Here is a 20,708-nt window from a genome sequence, read left to right as displayed (position 1 = left end):
AACGCCGCCTCGACGCGCGTCCGGGTTGGCTGCCCGACACCTGGCGTGGGCGTCACCGCAAACCCCTGGCCCCCATGCGCCGCGGATGCCCTGAATGCACGGCACCCGCGGGCGGTGAACGGCCGGGCCGTCCTCGGCGGAGGGAGCCTGCCTCCGGCCATCGAGGAGTCGCCATGAAGTACACGCAATTGGGCCGCTCGGGGCTCTCCGTCAGCCGGCTGTGCCTGGGCACCATGAACTTCGGTTGGACGGCCGAGGAGCCCGAGTCCCACGCCATCATGGATTCCGCGCTCGACCGCGGCATCAACTTCTTCGACACCGCCAACGTCTACGGCTTCGGAGAGAACAAGGGCCGCACCGAGGAGGTCATCGGCAACTGGTTCGCCAAGGGCGGCCGGCGGCGCGAGCGCACCGTGCTCGCGACCAAGCTCTATGCGCCCATGGGTGACTGGCCCAACGAGGGCAAGCTGTCCGCGCTCAACATCCGCCGCGCGCTGGATGCCAGCTTGAAGCGGCTGCGCACGGACTACGTCGACCTCTATCAGTTCCACCACATCGACCGCGCCACGCCCTGGGAGGAGATCTGGCAGGCCATGGAGGTGGCCGTGGCGCAGGGAAAGGTGCTCTACGTCGGCAGCAGCAACTTCGCGGGCTGGCACATCGCCCAGGCCCAGGCCGTGGCGGCACGGCGCAACTTCACCGGACTGGTCAGCGAACAGTCGCTCTACAACCTGATGGCCCGCACCGTGGAGCTGGAGGTGCTGCCCTCCGCGCAGTTCCATGGCGTAGGCATCCTTCCCTGGTCTCCCCTCCAGGGCGGACTGCTGGGCGGCGTGCTCCGCAAGGAGCGCGAGGGCAAGCGCCGTCTGGAAGGACGCGCCAAGGAAGCCCTCCAGAAGCACCGTGAGCGCATCGAGCGCTACGAGGCGCTCGCCGACGAGCTCGGACATGAGCCCGGAGACGTCGCGCTGGCGTGGCTGCTGCACCAGCCCGCCGTCACCGCGCCCATCATCGGACCGCGAACGTCCGCCCAGCTCGACGCCGCCATCCGCGCGGCCGATGTCACTCTTGATGCCAAAACACTGTCACGCTTGGATGACATCTTCCCGGGCCACAAACCCGCCCCGGAGGACTATGCCTGGTGACGCACCGGGCGAGACATAAAGGGTTACAAATCCCTCTCAAACGGTCGAAAAAGACACCCAGCCATCACGGAGCGTCACTATTGACGACAGGAAATTCCTTTCATATTTCCTGTCGCGGTGTCCCCCAACAGAAGAGAGGTTCTCATGAAGTCGATGGCTGGAATCTTCGTCATGGCGCTGGTGATGCTGACCTCCTGCGGGCCCGTACCCACCGAGGAGCAGACCCAGGGAGGTAACGACGTCACCGCCGAGGACCACTTCCGCACGCAGGAGGCCGCGCTGACCGGTGACTGTTTCGTGCGGATCGAGTGCCAGGGTGGGAGTATCAAGGAGTGCAATGGCACGGGCTTCGCCTGTTCGGCCAGCAGCGCCAACGGCGGCACCGTGACTTGCAACGGCAACTCCCAGACCTGCAGGCCCATCATCTTGGAGCCCACCTGCAGCTGCCGGGCGGATGGCTGCTGCAATCAGCTGTGCGCCAGCACCGACCCGGACTGCCGCTTCGACCCCCAAGACCCGATGTAAGCACTGGCCTCCGGGGCGGTCCTCCAAGGGCCGCACCCGGATGCACCGCTGGAGCGCCGGTGGCAGCGTTACTCAAAGCCCGGGCGCGTGATGTACTCGGCGTGGGCGCGCTCGTAGGCCTCCCAGAAGTTCGGCGAGCGCTGCCCGTTCAGACGGTCGACCAGGAGGTCGAGGTGCGTATGCCAGCCTCCCGCCACGCTGCGCAGGGAATCCCGGCCGTTGAGGCGCACGTGGGTGACGGTCAGCAGGACGCCGTCCTCGCGCTCGGCCAGCTCGAAGCGAACCTCTGACGGGTCCCCGTGGTTCTCCGCCCACGTATAGGCAAACAGGTGCGGCGGCTCACACGCCGTCACGCGTCCCGCATTCACGTGGCCCTGTGCCATGTCCTCGTGGCGCGGCGGTGGGGCGCCGCCTTCCTCTGCCAATTCGGAGTGGCGGAACAGCAGCTCCACCCTGCCACCGACCTTCGTCTCCGTGGGACCGCCCGCGAGCCACAGCCGGCGCTTCTCCGGCTCGGTGAGATAGGCCCACACGCGCTCGATGGGGCCGGGCAGCAGGCGCTCGATACGGACGGTGTCGGAGGACAACAAGCGGGCGTGCGAGTCTCGTTTCATGGCGCCTTCGGTCATGCGTGGGGGTGGGGGAAACCGCGGCGTCAGACGAGGTGCCGCGCGTCCTCGGGGACATGGTCCGGAACGAGCGCGAGCGCGATGCCGTGCTCCAGCCAGGCCTTGGCCCCGGCGAGGAGCAGGTTGAAGCCCCCGGTGCTGTCCAGCGCTCGCGCCACGACGGCCTTGTCGTCACCCCGGAAGCCGGACTCGACGACGCGGACATACGTGCGGTCCGGCGACAGCGCCGTGAAGGTCCACTCGACGAAGGTCATCACACCCGGGTCACCCCACTCGATGCGCAGGCGGGCGCCGGGCTCGAAGTCCAACACGTTCACGGTGGCCGACACGCCATAGGTGTCCCAGAACCACTGCGCCGTGCCGCCGGGCTGGAGCCGCGCGCTGCCCCGGCTGAACCAGAACTTCGTGGTGATTGCGGGGTCCACGAAGGCCGCGAAGACGTCCGCCACGGGACGGCGAATCATCATCATCGCCGTGGCAACCGGCGCACCCTTGTCATTCCCTGTCGACGCCATGACGCACTCCCGATATTCATCCAATTGGTTGAATATTTCAGCCATCACCGCTCGATTGTCAACCGAATGGTGAAATCTCCACCTCGCCCCCAGGCGCGTTCAACCGATGACGCGGAAGGCCGGCGGATCGATGCGCGTGGCGCGGCACTGGGGGCAGGCGCCGGGCCGCGTGAAGCGCCTGCGGTCCTTGAAGGTGAAGCCACACGCCAGGCAGGAGGCGGGCAACACCTCCAGGCGGGCGCCCTGGGCCTTGAGGGACTTCTCCAGGTGCTCCAGGTGCCCGGCCACGTCCTTCTCGGAGATGCCCACCAGGGCGGAGAGGTCCTTCGCGGTGAGGCCGCTCTCCGGGGCGGACGTCAGCGCCGCCTCCAGCGCGCCGCGCACGGTGCTGCCGCGCGCTGGAGGAACGGGGGCACTCACGCGCCTATCGCCCCCGGGTCCGTCGCCAGCTCGCCTCCCAGGTGCATGCCCGTCTGGCACCGGTAGTCCGTCACCAGCGACGCGAGCACGGTCGTCACGCCCACCGCCACGTGGATGGCCGCGGCCAGCGGGCTGCGCTTCGCGTAGCCCAGCACGAAGGGCGCGAGGATGAACGCGGCGCCAAAGGCATAGTCGGCGATTTCATGCGCTTCGATGGGGATGAGCTTGGTCAAGCTGATGCGGTAATCCGTCAACAATGACACACCGAGGATGGTGGACCCCAGGGCAATGCCCGCGGACTTCGCCACGGCATCTCCGGACAACACCCCCGCCACCACCGAGGCCGTCCCGCCCTTGTAGTGCATGAGCGAGTGCAGGTCCTGGGGCACCCACCGGCGCAACGGCAGCCGCCCCAGGAGCGGACGGGAGAGGATGCCAGCGGCGGCGCTCCGGTCCATGGCGCGGCGCACGCCCCGCCGGAAGCGCCCTTCCGGAGGCACCGGGGAAGGGACGAGTCTGGGGGTGGACGGACTCAGGGTCTGCGGTTCAGCCATGTGGCGCTCCTTCCAGTCTTGCCGTCGTGAAGTCGCCACTACGGTAGGCACGCGGCCCGTGACGCACGGCGATGCGCCCCTCGCCTGCCCGGGCACCGGGGGTAGGAAGCCTGTCCACCCGCGAATTCCTGGCTGCTGGGCAACCAGGGGGGCTTCCACTCGGTGGCCCGCCCCGGGCAGACTATGGCTCGCAGCACGGCCCTTCAGTTTCTGAGAGGGCGATATCCGCGGCCACCCCAGCCGCTTTGGAACGAAAGAACGCGATTCATGGCAACCGGTACCGTCAAGTGGTTCAACGATGCGAAGGGTTTTGGGTTCATCGTGCAGGACGGCGGCGGTGAGGACGTGTTCGTCCATCACAGCGCCATCAACATGGATGGCTTCCGCACCCTGCAGGAAGGCCAGAAGGTGGAGTTCGAAGTAGGCCGAGGCCCCAAGGGTCTGCAGGCGCAGAACGTTCGCGCGGCCTGAACGGCGGTCCGGCGAAGCCATGAAAGCCCGGTCTCGCGGATGGCGAGTCCGGGCTTTCTCTTTGCGGGCTCCCCCTGAGAGGCTGCGCGGCCCATGCGCCTGCCCCGCTTCCCGCGTGTCATCGGCTTCGACGACGGCCCCTTCGCGCGCCGCCCCGGCGCCGCCGTGCCCCTGGCGGGCGTGGTGTGTGGAGGCACGCGCTTCGAAGGGCTCGTCTGGGGACGGGTGCGCCGCGACGGCTGGAACGCCACGCAGGAGGTGTGCCGGCTGCTGGAAGGCGGGAAGTTCCTCCCGCAGCTCCACCTGGTGCTGCTGGATGGCATTGCGTTCGGCGGCTTCAATGTCGTGGACCTGCCCCTGCTGGCAAGCCGGCTGAAGCGGCCGTGCGTGGCAGTGATGCGGCGGCCACCGGACCTGGGCGCGGTGGAGCGCGCGCTGCGGCGGCTGCCTCGCGCGGACGCGCGCTGGGCGAAGCTGAAGCGCGCGGGTCCCATCCACCAGCTGGGAGGTTTCACCTTCCAGGTGCAGGGCGCGGAGCCCGCATGGGTGGCCCAGGCGCTGGCCCACGTGACGGACCGCGGACTCGTCCCCGAGGCCCTGCGGCTGGCGCACCTCATCGGCTCCGCCGTCGTCACCGGCCAGAGCAGCCAGCGCGCCTGAACCTTTCCCAGACGGGTTTCACCTCCTGGCAGAGGATTGCGCCGCCACCACATGTGGGCACCAGCGCGCGGAATCTTCCACCTGCGCCAGACAATCCAGACACGCTTGCACACCCTTCCAGCCATGAACCTGCCCTGGAGGGCTGCATGGAACCCCGTTTGTTTTCATGTTAATCTTTGCCTCGCGAGGAGGGCGCACGCATGTTCGAAGTCATCAATGACAAGAATCGCCGTACCGTCACCGTGCGGTTGAGTGGGTTCGTCAGGCCGAACGAGATGCGGGACTTCGCGAGCCGGTATCGTCACGAAACAGACTCCTATGGAGGAGGACGACACCTGGTGCTCGCGGACATGCGTGGGCTCAGGACCCTGGAGCCGGAGTCCGCCAGCCTCTTCGGAGAGGTGGTGGCCTACGGCCGGCAGATGGGCTGCGTCATGTGCGCGCACGTCTCGGACTCCACCATCGCCCGGTTGCAGACGGCGCGGGTGGCCTCGGCGGCGGCGGCGGACAACGACATCACGGTGGACTGCGTGTCGCTGGAGGAAGCGCACTCGCAGCTCGCCAAGGCGCGCTCGCGTTACTTCCTGGGCGCGGCTCCGGAAGGCGCGGTGGAGCACGCGGCGCGCTGAGAAACACCTCCAGGCGGGAGCAGGATGGCTCCAGCCCATGGAAGCCCAGCAGGCTCAGGCCTCGTCGCCGTTGCGCCACGTGAGCCGGTAGGTGACGCCTTCGTCGGTGAAGGCGCGCACCTGCACCTCGGCATGCGGCGCTCCCACGGCGCGCAGGCCCGCGCGCAGCGCGCCTTGCGTGAAGTAGCGGATGGCCCCGGCCTCGTTCATCCACAGGTCCACTTCGGAGGGGGACACGTCGTCCAGGCGTGTCTCCGTGTAGTTGTTCCCGGAGCGGAACATCTGCCGGGCCCGGCTCACGCACCGGCGGGGGCCCAGGAGCTGAATCACACCGAAGGCCGCGCGCCCCAGCACCGTCTCCCGGTAGCCATCCACCATGCGCTCACCCAGCAGCGCGTAGCCCACGTCGTCGGGCACGTCCGGGTGCAGCTCGCGCGCGGCCACGCGCACGGCGGAGCACCATGTTTCAAAGGAGTAGGCGGGCTGTAGCTTGCGCTCCAGGTCCACGCCCACCTCCCGCAGCCGCTCGCGGAGCACGGGGGTGACGCGGGCGCCCAGTCCTCGCACGAAGAGACCCTCCAAGGTGTGCTCGAAGACGAGCTTCTCCGGCATGTTCAGCAGTGTACCCTTCCTCCGCTAGGATGTGCGGCGAGGGGGTAGGAATTCCATGGGTCTGCAACGAGAGCTCGCCATCCTGGCCATGAAAGCCACGCCGCTGCCGGGGAAGAAGAACTTCCTGGCGGAGGCCGGTGTCGCCACACCGGTGCCCTCCATCCGCGGGTCGATTGGCGCGGTGGCGCATGAACCGTTCATGGCCTTCGACACCAAGCGGCTGATGGACCTGCTGGTGGCCTTCACCATCGGAGACTTCCCGGAGCGGGCCGGTTGCTCCAACTACTTCAACCCGCACAGCCCCTGGTACAACGTCTTCTACGGCGCCTACGGCATCCGCTCGTACAAGCGGGATGGCAGCCCGTGGGGATTCACCCGCGACGGCCGCCCGGACCTGGACGAGATGCTGGAGATTCCGCGACTCGACTACAACTTCCTCACGGCCGGGGAGCTGGGCTGCCCCGCGTCGAAGATGTGCTTCGAGGTGCTGGACGTGCGCCAGGGCCGTGAAGGCCCGTGGCACATGGCGGAGGTGAGCTGCATCATCCCCAGCGGGCTGCACCGGGTGCAGGACGCGCAGGCGCCGGACCTCACGTATTACGCCGTGTTCGGCGTGCCAGAGGAGGACTACCTCGTGGGCGGCCGGGAGAGCTACGAGCCGGTCCGCATGCGCGGGCGCATGTACTTCCGCCCGGTGGCCGAACGCCTCACGCTCGTCTGGGGCGGACTCTGCCCGGACACGGCCGACGGCCAGCGGCTGATGGGCGCCATCATGGATGCGATGGCGCCGCTGTACGCGAGGGGATGAACGTCCCCCGAGCCTGTGGACCTCAGGCCGCCTGACCGGGCTTGGGCTCCACCTGGTGCGGCGGCGCGGCGGCGGCATCGTCGCGCGGACGGCTGCGCTTGAAGCCCAGGCGCTCCATGCCGGCGAACACCACCGGCACCACCAGCAGCGTGAGGAAGGTGGAGGTGATGACGCCACCAATCACGGAGATGGCCATGGGTGCGCGGAACTCGGAACCCGTGCCCGTGCCCACCGCCGTGGGCACCATGGCGATGGCCATGGCCGCGCTCGTCATCAGGATGGGCCGCAGCCGGCGCGGGCCCGCCTTGAGCAGCGCTTCGTCCACCGTGTCGCCTTCCCGCAGGTTCTGAAGCGCGCCGTCGATGAGCAGAATCGCGTTCTTCGTCACCAGGCCCATCAGCAGGATGATGCCAATCATGGCGCCCATGGACAGGTGGAAGCCCGTGACCACCAGTCCCAGCAGCGCGCCCACCAGGGCCAGTGGCAGCGACACCATGATGGTGAGCGGGTGCTTGTAGGACTCGAACTGGCTGGCGAGCACCATGTAGATGAAGACGAAGGCCAGACCGAACGCCGCGCCGAAGGCGTCGTTCTGCTCGTCCAGGTTCTTCATCTGCCCGTCGTAGATGAGCGCGTAGCCCGGTGGCAGCGGCTGGGCCGCCACGCGCGCCTTCAGCTCCCGGGCGATGTCGCCCAGCGCCGCGCCCAGGCCCAGCTGCGAGTACACGGCAATCTGCCGCTCGCGATTCTCATGCTCGATGAGGCTGGGGCCGTTCTTCATCTCCACCCGGGCCACGTCCGTCAGCGGGCGCAGGCCGCTGGGCGTGTACACCTCCAACTGGCGCACGCGCTCCGGCGTGGCGCGGTCCTTCTCCGACAGGCGCACGCGGATGTCCGTCTCGGTGACGCCCTCGCGCAGCTTCGCCACCACGTCACCGCCAATGGCCAGCCGCAGCTGCGTGGCCAGCGCGCCCGCGTGCAGGTCCACGTCGCTGGCGCGCGCCCGGTCGATGAGCACCTGCATCTCCGGCTTGGGCGGGTTGGACTCCACGCGCACGTCCGCGGTGCCCGGCAGCTCGCGGAGGATGCCCGCGACGCGCTCGGCCTCCTCGTTGACGCGGGCCAGGTCCGGCCCGGTGATGCGCACCATGATGGGGTAGTAGTCGCCCATGCCCTCCAGGATGGGCGGGTCGCTCAGGTTCACCCGCGTGCCCACCAGCCCTGGCTCCAGCAGCGCGCGTGCATCCTCCTTCAGCACCTGGATGCCCTTGGTGCGCGCGTCCTTGCCCACCGTCAGCACGCGCATGCGGGACTTGTTCACATCGCCGTCCTTGCCGACGATGGAGTAGACGTCCGTCACCTCCGGCAGCTGGCGCAGCAGCACCTCCGCGTCGGCGGTGCGGGCCTCCGTCTCCCGGATGCTGGCCGAGTCCGGCAGCGTCAGGTCCACGAAGAACTGCGAGCGGTCCTCCGCGGGCATGAACTCCATGCCCAGGCGGCTGGCGCCTCCGAAGGACACCACCAGCAGCACCAGCGTGAGGCCCATCGTCGTCCACTTGTGCGCCAGCACCCAGCGGAGGATGGACTCGTAGACGCGCTCGGTGCCGTCCAGGAAGCGGCGCAGCGTCGCGGCCACCGCGTTCTCCTGGCGGACCTCGCCCGGCACGCGCCGCTTCGCCAGCCGCGCCGACATCATCGGGTCCAGCGTGAAGGAGATGAACAGGGAAATCAGCACCGCCACGGAGATGGTGATGCCGAACTGCCGGAAGAACTGGCCGACGATGCCAGGCATGAAGGCCACCGGCACGAACACCGCCACCAGCGACAGCGTGGTGGCGAGCACCGCCAGGCCCACGTCCTTGGTGCCGTTGGACGCGGCGCTTACCGGGTCTTCACCCTTCTCCAGCCGGTGGGTAATCGCCTCGCGGACCACCACCGCGTCGTCGATGAGCAGACCGATGGCCAGCGACAGGCCCAGCAGCGTCATCTGGTTGAGCGTGTAGTCCAGCACGTACATCACGAAGAAGGTGCCCAGCACGGAGGTGGGCAGCGCCAGCGCCGAGATGAAGGTGCCGCGCACGTCCAGCAGGAAGATGAGGATGATGAGCACCGCCATCGCGCCACCGAAGATGAGCGCCACCCAGACCTCGTGCGCGTTCTCCTGGATGAGGTCCGACTGGTTGATGAGCAGCGTGGCCTGGAAGCCATGCCCCACCACCGAGCCCATCTGCGACATCACCTGCCGCACCGCATCGCTCACCGCGACGGTGTTGGAGCCCGGCTGCTTGACGATTTCCAGGATGACGGCGTCCTGCCCGTTGAGGCGCGCCAGGGTGCGCCGCTCCGCCACGCCGTCCGTCACGCTGGCGATTTCACCCAACCGCACCTGCGCGCCCGTCGCGCTGCGCGCCACCGGCAGGTCGCGGATTTCATCCACGTTCTGGAACTGCCCCAGCGAGCGCACCGTCATCTCGGAGGCGCCCAGCTGGAGCCGGCCCGCGGGCAGGTCCAGGTTCTCCAACGCCACGCGCTGGGCGATGCCCAGCGGAGACACGCCCGCCGCGCGCGCCTTGTCCAAATCGATGTCGATTTGCACCTCGCGCGTGTCACCGCCCGTGACGCGCACCTCGGCGGCGCCTTCCAACTGCGCGAGCGCGGGCTTCACGCGGTCGTCGATGAGCCGGCGCAGCTCCTGCGAGGGCAGCGCCGCCGAGACGGCGTAGGTGAGGATGGGCGTGGCCCCCAGGTCCACGCGGCCGATGACGGGCGCGTCCGCGTCCTGGGGCAGGCGACTGACGATGCCGGCGACCTTGTCGCGCACGTCCTGCACCGCGCGGTCCAGCGGGGCGGTCATCTTGAACTGCACCACCACGATGCCCACGTTCTCCCGGCTGTAGGAGTGAATCTTGTCCACGCCGCTGATGCCAGCGACGGCGTCTTCGAGGGGCTTGATGACCTGCGTTTCGATTTCGCCCGGACCCGCGCCCTTGTAGACGGTGTTGATGACCACCACCGGGAAGGACACGTCCGGATAGAGGTCGGTGCCCAGGCGGCCCAGGCCCATGAGGCCGAGCACGACGAGGCACAGCGACAACATCGCGGTGAAGACGGGCCTGCGGATGGAGACGTCGCTGAGCAGCATGGAGAGGGCTCCCTACTTCACGGAGACGCGGGCGCCCTGCGACAGGCCCGGAGTGGGGTGGTCAACGACGGAGTCGAGCGGCGAGGACGCCAGCACCACCACCTCGCCCTGCTCGCGCCGCTCCAACACCCGCACGTCCACACGACGCACCTGACCGGACGCCACCACCCAGACATGGTCCCCGTTGAGGGCCGACAACGCGCTGCCCGGCAGCACCTGGGCGTCCTGCGCCTGCCCCAGTGAGAGGACCGCCCGCGCCAGCGTGTGCGCCACGAAGCGGCCATCCGCGTTGGGGACGGCCAGCTCCACCGGGATGCGGCGCGTGGCGGGGTCCGCGGAGGGAAGGATGGTGCGCACCACCGCCTCGTCCGAGGACACGCGCGCGCCCACCGACTCCACGCGCACCTTGGCGCCGGGCTCCAGTTGCGAGCGCAGGGCCTCCGACACCGTCGTCTTCAAGAGCAGCGTGTCCAGGCGCTCCAGGTTGAACAGCGGCGTGCCCGGCGCCACCGTCGCGCCCGTCTGCTCCGGTGCGTCGATGATGGTGCCGTCGAAGGGCGCCCGCAGCTCGTGCCGGCGGCGGGACGCGCGCGCCTGGGCCAGCTGCGCCTTGGCGGCCATCCACTGCGCCTGCGCCTGCGCGGCATTGGCGCTGGCGGTGCGGTGGGCCACCTCGCTCACCCCACCCTGCTGCTGGAGCTTCTCGTTGCGGGCGGCCACGTCGGCGGCCATGGTGGAGGCGGCCTCCGCGGCGGCCACCGCGGCCTCGGCCTGGGCCACCTGCGCGTCGGCGATCTCCGGGTCCAGCTGCGCCAGCACATCGCCCTTCTTCACCCCCTGCCCCTTCTTCACCCGGACGACCGACAGGCGGCCTCCCACCTCGAAGCCCACCATCAATCCCTGCGCGGGAAACAGCGTGCCCGTCACCGACTCGCTCGGCGCGGCCCGCACCGTCCGCGCGGAGACGACCTTCACCGTGGGCACCACCTCCTGCGCCGAGCCCTTGGCGGGCGGCGACGACGAGGCATCCGCCTTCTGGCATGCGGTCAGCGACAGCACGGCGGCGGCCATGCCCGCCGCGGCGAACACGCGGACAGCGGACGGCTTCAGGTTGGGTTTCACGAGCGTTTCCTCGAGGTCTTTCGGGGGTTCTCGGCGGCGGCACGAGGCCGCCGCGCAACACGCTTGGACGGGGCGGGCGACGCCGGACGGGTGCCCTCCTGGCACAGCCGCTGGAGCGTGTTCGCCCACGCGTTCAGGTCCGGCTTCTCATCCAGCCGCGCCATCTGCGTGGAGAGCAGCAGGAAGGACCCGACGATGATGGAGGCGAAGATTCGCGCGTCCAACTCCGGGTCCATGGCGCCAGCCTCCTGCAGCCGCCGGAAGTCGTGGGAAATGCGCTCCACCTGGGCATCCGTCACGCGCCACAGCAGGGATTCGAACTCCGTGCCCTGGCTGCCGCTGGTGAGGACCAGGGACACGTCCCGGAACTCCCACACCCAATCCAGGGCCTCCAGGTCGTGCTCTTTCTCCAGTTGGAGGAACCGCAGGTAGCGCTCGCTGCGCTCGATGCGGTCCTGCGCGCCCGGGATGCCGTGCGTCTGGAAGAAGCCCTCCATGCGCGCCATGCGACGCCCGTTCATCTCCATCAGCCCGGACTCGAACGCGCCCACCACCTCCCCGAACAGCGCCTCCTTGGACGGGAAGTGCAGGTAGAAGGCGCCCTTGGACAGCCCGCACGCGGCGGTGATGTCCTCGATGCGCGCCCCCTTCAGCCCCCGGCGAGCGAACTCCCGCCGGGCCGCGGACACCAGCGCACTGCGAGCGTGAGGGTCGGCGGGACGGGCCATGCTGGCCGGATTCCTAACCCGCCGGTCATTAACCACACAAGGTTTCTGAACACCGGGTCAGTAATCCAAAGACTGCGACTGTGGGTGCGTTCCGCCGCTCAGGTCCGCGTCAGCGCGGTGCACAGCGGGCACGCGGCGGGCCCGTGGGGAGCATCGCGGCGGTGCAGGTCCAGCACGGCGCGGGAGATGTCCGCCAGCTCCCGGCGCACCTCCCGCCGGGCGCCCTTCACCCGGGCGATGCGCATGTCGTCGTAGCTCGTGGTCTGATGTCGCATCCACGCGATGACGGCGGCCTCGGCGCGGCGCTCCAGGGGGATGCGCTCGGTGCGGGCCACGGTGCCGCTGCCCACGGGGGTGGCATGGGTGGCGACGAGCACCGCCATGCGCTTGGCGTGCGGCAGCCACGCCGGGGAGAAGGCGAGGAAGCGCAGCACGGCGTTGGCGAAGTCGACCTCGTAGGCCTCCTGCTCGCGGGCGCGGCGCTCGCGTCCGGCGGCCAGCTTCTTCTCGTAGGCGGGGGTGGCGCGCTCGGCCTCGAGGACGGCGCGGGCGCGGAGGATGTGCGCTTCCGGCGCCCACACGCCCCGGGAGAAGAGCTTGCGGCCCACCTTCTCCGCCACGGTCCAGGAAGGCCCCGCCGCCTTCACGCGGCGGGTGAGCCCGGCGTCACCGGGGGGAAGCAGGGCCCAGCCGTCCGGCACGGTGAGCACGCGGCCATCCGGCGCGCGCACGCGGCGAGGGTCCGAAGTCGGCGCGAAGGTCAGGGATTCAGGCATGGTGAAGTCCGAGGTCGGGGGCGGCCACATAGCATGGGTGCCTCCAACCCTGGTAAATGGCCCCCTCGCGTCGGCGGTTGACTGGCGCGGGAGGTCCTCTAACGCGTGGGAAGTGCCGGCATGTCCCTCCTCAGGCTCACGTTCCTCGGTACATCCGCCGCGCAGCCCACGCTGCACCGGAACCTGTCCGGACTCGCGGTGAAGGCGCACGCGGACCTGCTGCTCTTCGACTGCGGTGAGGGCAGCCAGCGGCAGATGGTTCGCTACGGCACCGGCTTCACCGTGGACGCGGTGTTCTTCACGCATTTCCACGCGGACCACTACCTGGGCATCATCGGCTTCCTGCGCACGCTGGGCATGACGGGGCGCTCAGAGCCCATCCACCTGTACGGCCCGCCCTCCGCGAAGCGCCTGCTCCACCAGGCCGTCCACCTGGGCGTGGAGTCCATGTCCTTCCCAGTGGAGATTCACGAACTGAAGGACGGTGACATGGTGCCACGCAAGGGCTACGCGGTCCACGCGGTGGGCGTGGACCACCGCATCAACGCCCTGGGCTACGCGCTGGTGGAGGACGACCGGCCCGGGCGCTTCAACCTGGACATGGCGCGCTCGCTGGGTGTGCCGGAGGGCCCCAGCTTCGGAAAGCTCCAGCGGGGCGAGCCGGTGACGCTGGAGGACGGGCGGACGGTGAAGCCGGAGGACGTGCTGGGCGTCCCGCGCCCCGGGCGCCGGCTGGTCATCTCCGGGGACACGCGCCCGTGCCCGTCCATGGTGAAGGCCGCGAAGGACGCGGACCTGCTGGTCCACGAGTCCACCTTCTCCGACGACGAACAGGAGCGGGCCGTGGAGACCCGGCACTCCACCGCGCGGGAAGCGGCGCGTGTGGCGCGAGAGGCGGGAGCACGGCGGCTGGTGCTCACCCACCTCTCCAGCCGGCACGACACCGACCCCTCGAAGCTGCTCACGCAGGCGCGTGAGGAGTACCAGGGGCCGGTGGAGGTGGCCTTCGACGGGTTCACCGTCGAATTGCCCCTCCGGGACTGAGGCTACTGAATCTTCTCGGACTCGGCGCGCAGGGCCGACGCGGACTCGGCGTCCACGAGTTGGACCAGCTCCCACTCCAGCGCCTCGTCCCGGGTGATGTTGCCGCCGTCAGCCCGAACGGCGGGCTCGGTGATGTCACTCGCGCGGCCGGACGTGTTGGCGGCGCCCGCGGACTGCGTGACGAGCTGCCGGGTGAGCTCCACCGAGCACTGGCCCGGGCCCTTCTCGATGCCGCGCACCAGGTAGCGCACCTGGGTGGTGCCCAGCGACGACGGGGCGCCCTGCATCAACCACTCGGTGGTGGCCTCGAAGCCGCCCTGGCCCGTCTTGAAGGAGTAGCCCTTCTCCTTCAGCAGGGCGAGCGCCTGCGGATACACCTCCGCCACGGGCTTGCGGTAGACGTGGTTGCGCGCCTTCTCCAGCAGGAAGGCTTCGCGGCGGCGGCCGGCGCAACCAGTGGTGGTGAGGGACAGCGCGGCGACCACGAGGAGCGCGGCGGCGCCGCGCGACAGCATCGACAGGTTCATTTCTCAGGACTCCACGGGAGTATGAGGCGACTCAACATCCCTCAACTTTCTTCCCGCAGCCAAGTCTCCCCGGGGATGGTTTCCCTGGGCAAGCATCCCACCCGCTCCGCCCGTATGGGTGCCCATGCGTCCAGCGCCGCACATCCAGGCCCCCTCCGCCGCCGCGCCCCGCCAGGGAGATGCGCATGATGGGGCCCCCACATGATTCCCATCAGCGACGACAACCCCACCCTCCGCACTCCCGTCGTGACGTACCTGCTGCTCGGCACCATCGGCTTCGTCTGGGTCTTCATCCAGGGCGCCGGCCTGGACGCCTACCGGCTGGCGGCCAGCGTCTGCAACCTGGGCATGGTGCCCGGCGAGCTGACGGGCAAGGCGGCGCTGGGCCTCCCCGTTCCCCTCGGAGACGGGCTGGCGTGCGTCGTGGACAACGAGCCCATCAACCTCCTCACCCCCATCACCTCCATGTTCCTGCACGGCGGCTGGGGACACCTGCTGGGCAACTGCCTCTTCTTCTGGGTCTTCGGCAACAACGTCGAGGACAGCATGGGCCGCCTGCGCTTCGTGGTGTTCTACCTGCTGTGCGGACTGGCCGCGGCGGCGGCGCACCTGCTGGTGGACCCGAGCTCGCCGGTGCCCACCGTGGGCGCTTCCGGTGCCATCTCCGGCGTCATGGGCGCGTACCTGCTGCTCTATCCACGGGTGCGGGTGAACATGCTGTTCATCATCGTCATCTTCATCCGCGTCTTCTCCGTGCCCGCGTGGGCGGTGCTGCTGTGGTGGTTCTGCGTGCAGCTCTTCAGCGGCCTGCCCCAGCTCAACACGGTGAGCGCGGACGCGTCCGGCGGCGTCGCCTTCTGGGCGCACATCGGTGGCTTCGTGGCGGGCATGGCGCTCATCAAGCTGTTCCAGAACCCGCGATACACGAACCAGCGCACGTCGATGCGCCACCGGCTCCATCCCAACCATCCGTGAGGGAGGGCTGACTTTTCCGCATCCGCGAATTGCCAGACTTCGTGAAGCACTGCGTATCCAGGCTGTTGGGGCCAGACACCTGAAGGAAGCGCAGATGCGGATGAGCAAGACGAAGCGGCAGACGCTGGGGCTGACGATGGGCGCGGTGCTCGCGCTCACGGCCTGTGGGACGGAGCGCATGGAGCCGGCGCAGCCGCCCGTGGAGGCGGACGCAATGGAGAGCGTGGACGCGCAGGCGGCGGACGCGAAGCCGGTGGACATCATCGCGATGGAGAAGCAGTTGCAGGAGGCCAGCCTGGCGCCGCCGGCGCAGTGCAATGACCCGTCCTGTGAGGGCGGCGGTGGCGGCGACGAGCCCGACCCCGACTGGCCCTACTACACGCTGTTCTGGCGGGCGAACCTGCTGTCCCTGAAGTGCATCACCACGTCGGACATCGACGGCAACGACGAGGCCTGGCTGGAGGCGGAGGTCACCGGCGACCATCAGTCCGAGGTCATCTGGAACGACGACTACATGACGCCGAACAAGCGGGTGGAGTGGAGCCCCCTGAATTCCTATCCGCCGCCGCTGCTGTTCACGACGAACACGGTGGGCGCGGGCGGCAAGCTGGTGGCGCTCTGGGACAAGAGCATGCACATCTTCGATGTGCAGGAGCAGATTGGCTGGACCACGCTGCGCGGCCAGACAGGGACCTTCACCACGGTGCTGGAAGGCCACGGTGGCAAGTACGAGCTGACCTACCAGGTGGAGTCCACGGCCTGCTCGCCACGCACGCAACCGTGCCCCACCAACCTGTAGTGACGTAGGCACGCTCGGAGGGGGACGCCAGTGCTTGGCCTCCTCCTCTGGGTGCGCCAGAGTGTCGCGCCGGACGCGCCAGGGATTGGCGCGGGCTCCCAGACAGGTGCCAGACATGAGCTTGCGACGACTCAGTGGTGGATTGCTCGGAGCGGTACTCCTTCTGACAAGCCTTTCGGGCTGCGCCCGGCGCGTGGCGCCCGTGGACGACAACCCGGGCCCCGTGCCGGAGCCCACCGCGACCACCACGGTGTACGTGGCCCAGCGCATCCGGACGCTGGACCCGGCGAAGCCCCAGGTGCAGGCGCTCGCGGTGAAGGACGGCAAGGTGCTGGCCACCGGCACGAAGGACGAGGTGCTCGCCGCCGCGGGGAAGGACGCGCGCGTGGTGGACCTGGGCAACGCCACGGTCGTGCCGGGCCTCACCGACGCGCACGGGCACCTGGCGGGCCTGGGCCGCGGCCTGGTGACGGTGGACCTGCAGGGCGTGGACACCAAGGAGGAGGCCCTGGAGCGGCTCGCCTCGGCGCCCTCCTCCGCGTTCCAGGGTGAGTGGCTGCTGGGCCGCGGCTGGGACCAGAACGACTGGCCGGAGAAGACCTTCCCGTCGCGCGCCGACCTGGACAAGCGCTTTCCCTTGCGTCCGGTGGCGCTGAGCCGAGTGGACGGCCACGCGCTGTGGGTCAATGGCGAGGCGCTGCGGCGCGCCGGCATCACCCGTGACACGAAGGACCCGGCGGGCGGGCGCATCCTCCGGGGCGAGGGCGGAGAGCCCACCGGCATCCTGGTGGACAACGCCATGGAGCTGGTGGAGTCCGTGCTGCCGCCCGCCACGGACGCGCAGCACGCGGCGCAGTTGACCGCGGCGCTCCAGCGCGGCGCGCAAGTGGGTCTCACCGGTGTCCACGACGCGGGCATGGACCTGCGCACCTTCCGCCTGCTCCAGCGCTGGGACAAGGAAGGCAAGCTGCCGCTGCGCGTCTACGCCATGGCGGATGGCCAGACGGGCGACCGGGAGACGTACCTGAAGGACGGCCCCTATGAGGGGCGCATGCTCACGATGCGCGCGGTGAAGCTCACCCTGGATGGCGCGCTGGGCAGCCGGGGCGCGGCGCTGCACCAGGACTACAGCGACGAGCCCGGCCACCGTGGCCTGCTGCTGCTGTCCCCCGAGGAGTACGAAGCGCGCGTGCGCGCCTTCATGGCGAAGGGCTTCCAGGTGTGCACGCATGCGATTGGCGACCGGGCCAACACGGTGGTGCTGGACGTGCTCGCGCGCGCGGCCGAGGCCACCGGCACGCTCCAGTCCGGCCGGCACCGCGTGGAGCACGCGCAAATCATGCGCCCCGAGGACATTGAACGGCTGGGCCGCAGCGGCTTCATCGCCAGCGTGCAGCCCACGCACGCCACCAGCGACATGCCGTGGGCGGAGGCCCGCGTGGGAGCGGAGCGCATCCGCGGGGCCTACGCGTGGCAGCGGCTGAAGGCGTCCGGCGCGGTGCTGGCGTTGGGCAGTGACTTCCCCGTGGAGCGGCCCAACGTGCTGGCGGGCCTGTACGCGGCGCGCACGCGTCAGGACGTCCGGGGCCTGCCGGACGGCGGCTGGTACGGGGAGCAGCGGCTGAGCGGGCAGGAGGCGCTGGAGGGCTTCACCGTGGGCGCGGCGCACGCGTCCTTCGCCGAAGCCCGGCGCGGCCGGCTCCAGCCCGGCATGGACGCGGACTTCGTGGCACTGTCGGTGGACCCGGTGGACGGGCCCGTCACCACGCTGCCCGGCGCCGAGGTGCGGCTGACGGTGGTGGCCGGCGTGGAGGTCTACCGCGCCTTCCAGCGCTGAGCGCTCAGGACAGGCGGGGAATCCAGGGCGCAACGTGGCTGTCGCGGGGAATTGGCGCGTACCGCTATTTCCGCCGTGTCGTGGAGTGCTCTAGCATACGACTTTGCCGCAACCCTCCTGTGAGCCAAGGCCGGCTCACAGGTTGGAGCGGGGGGTATCGCAAGCGTGACAGCCTCATTGTCCGGAGTGAATTACAAGGGCTTCACCGTCCAGAACCTGCTGGCCTACGTGCACGAGCGCTTCGGCGAGGACACCGCGCGTACGGCCGTGGAGTCGCTGCTTCCCGAGCTGCAACCCCACGCGGACCCGCGCACGACGCTGGCGGTGGGCTGGGTGCCGGTGGAGACGTACTTCGGCATCATCCAGCACGTGGTGGACCGGCACTTCGACGGGAAGCCGGAGGGGGCCCACACGGTGGGCTACGAAGTCACCCTGCGAGACATCCACTCCATCTTCAAGATGGTGCTGCGCTTCACCACGCCCAACATGGTGTTGGGGATGGCGCGGCGCATGTGGCGCTCCTACTGCGACCAGGGGGAGCTGCTGCACCAGGAGGAGAACGGCACGGGCATGCTGCTGCTGCGCCAGTTCACCTACCAGACGCCGGTGGCCATCCATGAGATGGCGGGAGGCTTCAAGGCGTACCTGGAATGCTCCAGCGCCAAGAATCCGCGCGTGGAAATCGTCGCGCCGGACAAGGACGGGACGCTGCGCTGGCGCATCCTCTCCGGGTAGCGAAGGCTGCCCGGTGCGGTCCGGGCAGCCCACCGCGGGTTACAGGTCCACCGTGTAGCTGAGCGCCTGGATGCGGCGGTTCAGCGCCTTCTGCGCCTCCTGCCGCTGCTTGGCCAGTTGCTCCAGCTCGCGGGCGATGGCCTCCAGGCGGTCCTCCTGCTCGTTGAGCTTGGACACGAAGCGGTCCGCCAGCTCGCGTTGCGACGCCCCGCTCTTCAGCGATTCGATGTTGGAGCGGATGCGCTCCTGGTCCCGGAAGAGCTGGTTGCGCTCCTCCTGCAGGCGCTGCTCGTCCTTCGCCAGCGCATCCACCTGCTCGCGCTGCGCGACGACCTCCTTCAACGCACCCGCCATCTTCTCGTCAACGAAGCGCTGCGACACGAAGTAGGAGACCTGGTCCAGCCCCATGCTGGAGATGAGGTACTGGCGCTGCCCCCGTGTGCGCTCGGTGACGGTGAGCGAGTCCTGCGCCCCCGCGGCCAGCTCCCGCTTGAAGCGCCAGAAGCCGTCCGTCGTCTCCGCAGGCTCCGGAGCATCCTTGGCCAGCTCCCAGCCCTGGCGCGGGTGCTCCACAAACAGCACCTGCGCCCGCTGCCCCTTGTTGCGCGACACGTACGTCGTACGCCGCACGTGGAAGTACTCCGCCACCAGCATCCCGGAGTTCACCGCCACCCGGAACACCGGCCCGTCCTCCGTGCGGTCTTCAATCGACACCACGCAGCCCAGCTCCACCGCGTAGGGCACGAAGCGCCGGTCATTCGGCTTCATCGTGTCGAGCATCGCCTCGCCCACGTAGCGCTCGTCCTCCGACACCGTCACCGGGCCGCCTTCCAGCGTGAGCCCCGTGGTGTTCTTCAGCTCGATGCACGCCATGGGGTTCTTCTCACGCGTGGCCCGGTTGTAGAGGAGCACCCGCTTGCCCTCGAAGGGCTTGTGCAGGATGGGCACCAGCGCGCTCTGGTTGCGGTGCACCGTCACCGGCCGGTCCACGCCGTACTCGAAGAGGTCCCCCACCTCCTTCGTGAGCGTCGTCACCGCGGCGCTCTTCTCCATGGCCTCGCGCCGGCTCGGGCCTCCACGGCCAGGGCCGCCCACCGACATGGCCTTCTCCGCCCGGGAACGGCGCGGCGCGGCCATGGGGGCCGCGGCGGGCATGTCGGACATCATCGGCGCGGCCATCTCCTGCTCCATCATCATGTCCCCGGCGCTGCCGAAGCTCTCCTCAGGAATCACCGGCGCGGCGGCGGCCTCCGTCTGCACCTCCACCACCGGCCGCTTCATGTACCGGGGGTTGTAGAGGTCATGCACGAAGGACACCGGCAGCCCGGCGATGAGCGACAGCTTCACGTCCACCCAGTCCTCGTCCCCGGTGTTGTCCACCAGCGCCCAGCCCTGGAGCAGCGGCGGCTCGCCCTCATCCAGGAGGATGCGGTAGCTCGTCTTCCACACCGGTGACTCCACCACGTAGCTGACGAACAGCTCGCGCTCGCCCTGGCCCGAGGTGAGGATGGCCATCCGCTTGGAGTCCTTCTTGTACGAGGACAGCACCGTGGCCAGGTAGAACTCCAAATCCTTGCGCACCGCCTCGTCCAGGAACTCCAGCTCGGCCACGTCCAGGATGTCGAAGGTCCGCAGCGAGGCGCCCACCAGCAGCGACAGGAACGGGCGCATCAGGCTCGTCTCGCCGGCCGCCACCGCCAGCGAGTCCAGGCCGATGATGGAGCCCTCCACCTGCGCGCCGCCCACGCGCACCCGCACGCGCGCGCCCTTGATCTGCCCCAGCAGCGCCGTGAGGCTGCCGTCCTCCGGGATGCGGATGGTGGCCTCCGCGAGGAGCTGCTCCAGCGGCTTCGTGGAGTCGTAGCTCACCGCCGACACCGAGCCGCCCGACAGGTCCAACACCGTCAGCGACTTCAGCACGTCGTTCATGTCGCGCGCCTTGAAGTCCAGGTGGAGCGTGTCGCTGCCACTCACCTTTCCCCGGCGCTCGAAGTAGCCGACGCCATGCTTGTAGAGAACGACACGACGAATGCGCAGGTTCGTGGTCATGGGACG

22 protein-coding genes are annotated in these 20,708 nt (G+C 69.3%); 11 read left to right on the top strand and 11 right to left on the bottom strand.

Features of this window, described 5'->3' with window-relative positions; translation table 11 throughout:
• Positions 1 to 173 precede the first annotated feature (173 nt).
• Both OZ403_RS03460 and OZ403_RS03455 read left to right on the top strand, forming a co-directional pair.
• Positions 174 to 1,145 carry an aldo/keto reductase gene (locus OZ403_RS03460; RefSeq protein WP_140797156.1) on the top strand — a complete coding sequence of 324 codons (972 nt, stop codon included), beginning with the start codon at positions 174 to 176 and terminating at the stop codon, positions 1,143 to 1,145.
• Between the two features lie 144 nt (positions 1,146 to 1,289).
• Positions 1,290 to 1,670 (top strand): hypothetical protein, encoded by a 381-nt coding sequence (locus OZ403_RS03455; protein ID WP_140797155.1) that lies wholly within the window; start codon positions 1,290 to 1,292, stop codon positions 1,668 to 1,670.
• A gap of 68 nt (positions 1,671 to 1,738) precedes the next feature.
• Here the strand turns inward: OZ403_RS03455 and OZ403_RS03450 are convergent, their stop codons facing one another.
• The 4 genes from OZ403_RS03450 to OZ403_RS03435 form a co-directional block, all read right to left on the bottom strand.
• Entirely contained in the window at positions 1,739 to 2,284 is a 546-nt protein-coding gene (locus tag OZ403_RS03450; protein WP_268783460.1) for an SRPBCC family protein, read from the bottom strand.
• Positions 2,285 to 2,325: 41 nt separating this feature from the next.
• Complete coding sequence (locus tag OZ403_RS03445) at positions 2,326 to 2,814, bottom strand: SRPBCC family protein (RefSeq protein ID WP_140787194.1); 489 nt, start codon at positions 2,812 to 2,814, stop codon at positions 2,326 to 2,328.
• Positions 2,815 to 2,913: 99 nt separating this feature from the next.
• On the bottom strand, positions 2,914 to 3,234 hold the full coding sequence (locus tag OZ403_RS03440) for a transcriptional regulator (RefSeq protein ID WP_140787193.1): 321 nt from the start codon (positions 3,232 to 3,234) through the stop codon (positions 2,914 to 2,916).
• A complete protein-coding gene (locus tag OZ403_RS03435; RefSeq protein WP_237080174.1) occupies positions 3,231 to 3,788 on the bottom strand; it encodes an SPW repeat domain-containing protein in 558 nt (185 codons plus the stop codon). Before OZ403_RS03435 ends, OZ403_RS03440 begins: the two co-directional genes overlap by 4 nt.
• A 267-nt stretch (positions 3,789 to 4,055) precedes the next feature.
• Here OZ403_RS03435 and OZ403_RS03430 point away from each other — a divergent pair, with 267 nt between their 5' ends.
• The 3 genes from OZ403_RS03430 (at position 4,056) to OZ403_RS03420 (ending at position 5,548) form a co-directional block, all read left to right on the top strand.
• A complete protein-coding gene (locus tag OZ403_RS03430; protein ID WP_002635980.1) occupies positions 4,056 to 4,259 on the top strand; it encodes a cold-shock protein in 204 nt (67 codons plus the stop codon).
• A gap of 93 nt (positions 4,260 to 4,352) precedes the next feature.
• Positions 4,353 to 4,919, top strand: coding sequence for an endonuclease dU (locus OZ403_RS03425; RefSeq protein ID WP_268783459.1), 567 nt, complete (start codon positions 4,353 to 4,355; stop codon positions 4,917 to 4,919).
• Between the two features lie 200 nt (positions 4,920 to 5,119).
• Entirely contained in the window at positions 5,120 to 5,548 is a 429-nt protein-coding gene (locus tag OZ403_RS03420; protein WP_174258632.1) for a hypothetical protein, read from the top strand.
• Between the two features lie 54 nt (positions 5,549 to 5,602).
• On the opposite strand, the gene OZ403_RS03415 is transcribed toward OZ403_RS03420, so the two are convergent.
• Complete coding sequence (locus OZ403_RS03415; protein ID WP_268783458.1) at positions 5,603 to 6,160, bottom strand: DUF2378 family protein; 558 nt, start codon at positions 6,158 to 6,160, stop codon at positions 5,603 to 5,605.
• 55 nt (positions 6,161 to 6,215) lie between these two features.
• Here OZ403_RS03415 and OZ403_RS03410 point away from each other — a divergent pair, with 55 nt between their 5' ends.
• Positions 6,216 to 6,968 (top strand): hypothetical protein, encoded by a 753-nt coding sequence (locus OZ403_RS03410; protein WP_140873159.1) that lies wholly within the window; start codon positions 6,216 to 6,218, stop codon positions 6,966 to 6,968.
• A gap of 22 nt (positions 6,969 to 6,990) precedes the next feature.
• Here OZ403_RS03410 and OZ403_RS03405 read toward each other — a convergent pair whose 3' ends face one another.
• The 4 genes from OZ403_RS03405 to OZ403_RS03390 form a co-directional block, all read right to left on the bottom strand.
• Entirely contained in the window at positions 6,991 to 10,110 is a 3,120-nt protein-coding gene (locus tag OZ403_RS03405) for an efflux RND transporter permease subunit (protein ID WP_268783457.1), read from the bottom strand.
• Positions 10,111 to 10,122: 12 nt separating this feature from the next.
• Positions 10,123 to 11,232 carry an efflux RND transporter periplasmic adaptor subunit gene (locus tag OZ403_RS03400; protein WP_140852980.1) on the bottom strand — a complete coding sequence of 370 codons (1,110 nt, stop codon included), beginning with the start codon at positions 11,230 to 11,232 and terminating at the stop codon, positions 10,123 to 10,125.
• Positions 11,229 to 11,960, bottom strand: coding sequence for a TetR/AcrR family transcriptional regulator (locus OZ403_RS03395; RefSeq protein ID WP_237078010.1), 732 nt, complete (start codon positions 11,958 to 11,960; stop codon positions 11,229 to 11,231). Before OZ403_RS03395 ends, OZ403_RS03400 begins: the two co-directional genes overlap by 4 nt.
• Before the next feature lie 98 nt (positions 11,961 to 12,058).
• Positions 12,059 to 12,736 (bottom strand): DUF2293 domain-containing protein, encoded by a 678-nt coding sequence (locus tag OZ403_RS03390; RefSeq protein ID WP_140873157.1) that lies wholly within the window; start codon positions 12,734 to 12,736, stop codon positions 12,059 to 12,061.
• Between the two features lie 120 nt (positions 12,737 to 12,856).
• On the opposite strand from OZ403_RS03390, the gene rnz reads away from it, so the two are divergent.
• Positions 12,857 to 13,780 (top strand): ribonuclease Z, encoded by a 924-nt coding sequence (gene rnz, locus OZ403_RS03385; protein WP_268783456.1) that lies wholly within the window; start codon positions 12,857 to 12,859, stop codon positions 13,778 to 13,780.
• Positions 13,781 to 13,782: 2 nt separating this feature from the next.
• On the opposite strand, the gene OZ403_RS03380 is transcribed toward rnz, so the two are convergent.
• A complete protein-coding gene (locus OZ403_RS03380) occupies positions 13,783 to 14,307 on the bottom strand; it encodes a hypothetical protein (RefSeq protein WP_140787173.1) in 525 nt (174 codons plus the stop codon).
• Between the two features lie 201 nt (positions 14,308 to 14,508).
• Between OZ403_RS03380 and OZ403_RS03375 the strand changes: the two genes are divergently transcribed.
• From OZ403_RS03375 to OZ403_RS03360, 4 genes are all read left to right on the top strand, one after another.
• On the top strand, positions 14,509 to 15,282 hold the full coding sequence (locus OZ403_RS03375; protein WP_140787171.1) for a rhomboid family intramembrane serine protease: 774 nt from the start codon (positions 14,509 to 14,511) through the stop codon (positions 15,280 to 15,282).
• Positions 15,283 to 15,382: 100 nt separating this feature from the next.
• Positions 15,383 to 16,081 carry a hypothetical protein gene (locus OZ403_RS03370; RefSeq protein ID WP_268783455.1) on the top strand — a complete coding sequence of 233 codons (699 nt, stop codon included), beginning with the start codon at positions 15,383 to 15,385 and terminating at the stop codon, positions 16,079 to 16,081.
• A gap of 115 nt (positions 16,082 to 16,196) precedes the next feature.
• Positions 16,197 to 17,918: an amidohydrolase gene (locus OZ403_RS03365; protein WP_237078008.1), complete on the top strand. Its 1,722-nt coding sequence runs from the start codon at positions 16,197 to 16,199 to the stop codon at positions 17,916 to 17,918.
• 186 nt (positions 17,919 to 18,104) lie between these two features.
• The gene (locus tag OZ403_RS03360; RefSeq protein ID WP_268784848.1) at positions 18,105 to 18,653 is read left to right on the top strand and encodes a hypothetical protein; all 549 of its coding nucleotides are present in this window, start codon (positions 18,105 to 18,107) and stop codon (positions 18,651 to 18,653) included.
• Between the two features lie 39 nt (positions 18,654 to 18,692).
• On the opposite strand, the gene OZ403_RS03355 is transcribed toward OZ403_RS03360, so the two are convergent.
• Entirely contained in the window at positions 18,693 to 20,702 is a 2,010-nt protein-coding gene (locus OZ403_RS03355; protein ID WP_140852976.1) for a hypothetical protein, read from the bottom strand.
• Positions 20,703 to 20,708 lie beyond the last annotated feature (6 nt).

Origin of the sequence: Myxococcus sp. NMCA1 (assembly GCF_026810205.1) — a bacterium.
GTDB lineage: Bacteria > Myxococcota > Myxococcia > Myxococcales > Myxococcaceae > Myxococcus > Myxococcus xanthus_A.
The sequence above is the reverse complement of the archived record's forward strand: the minus strand, read 5'-3'. Positions and strand labels throughout refer to the sequence as shown.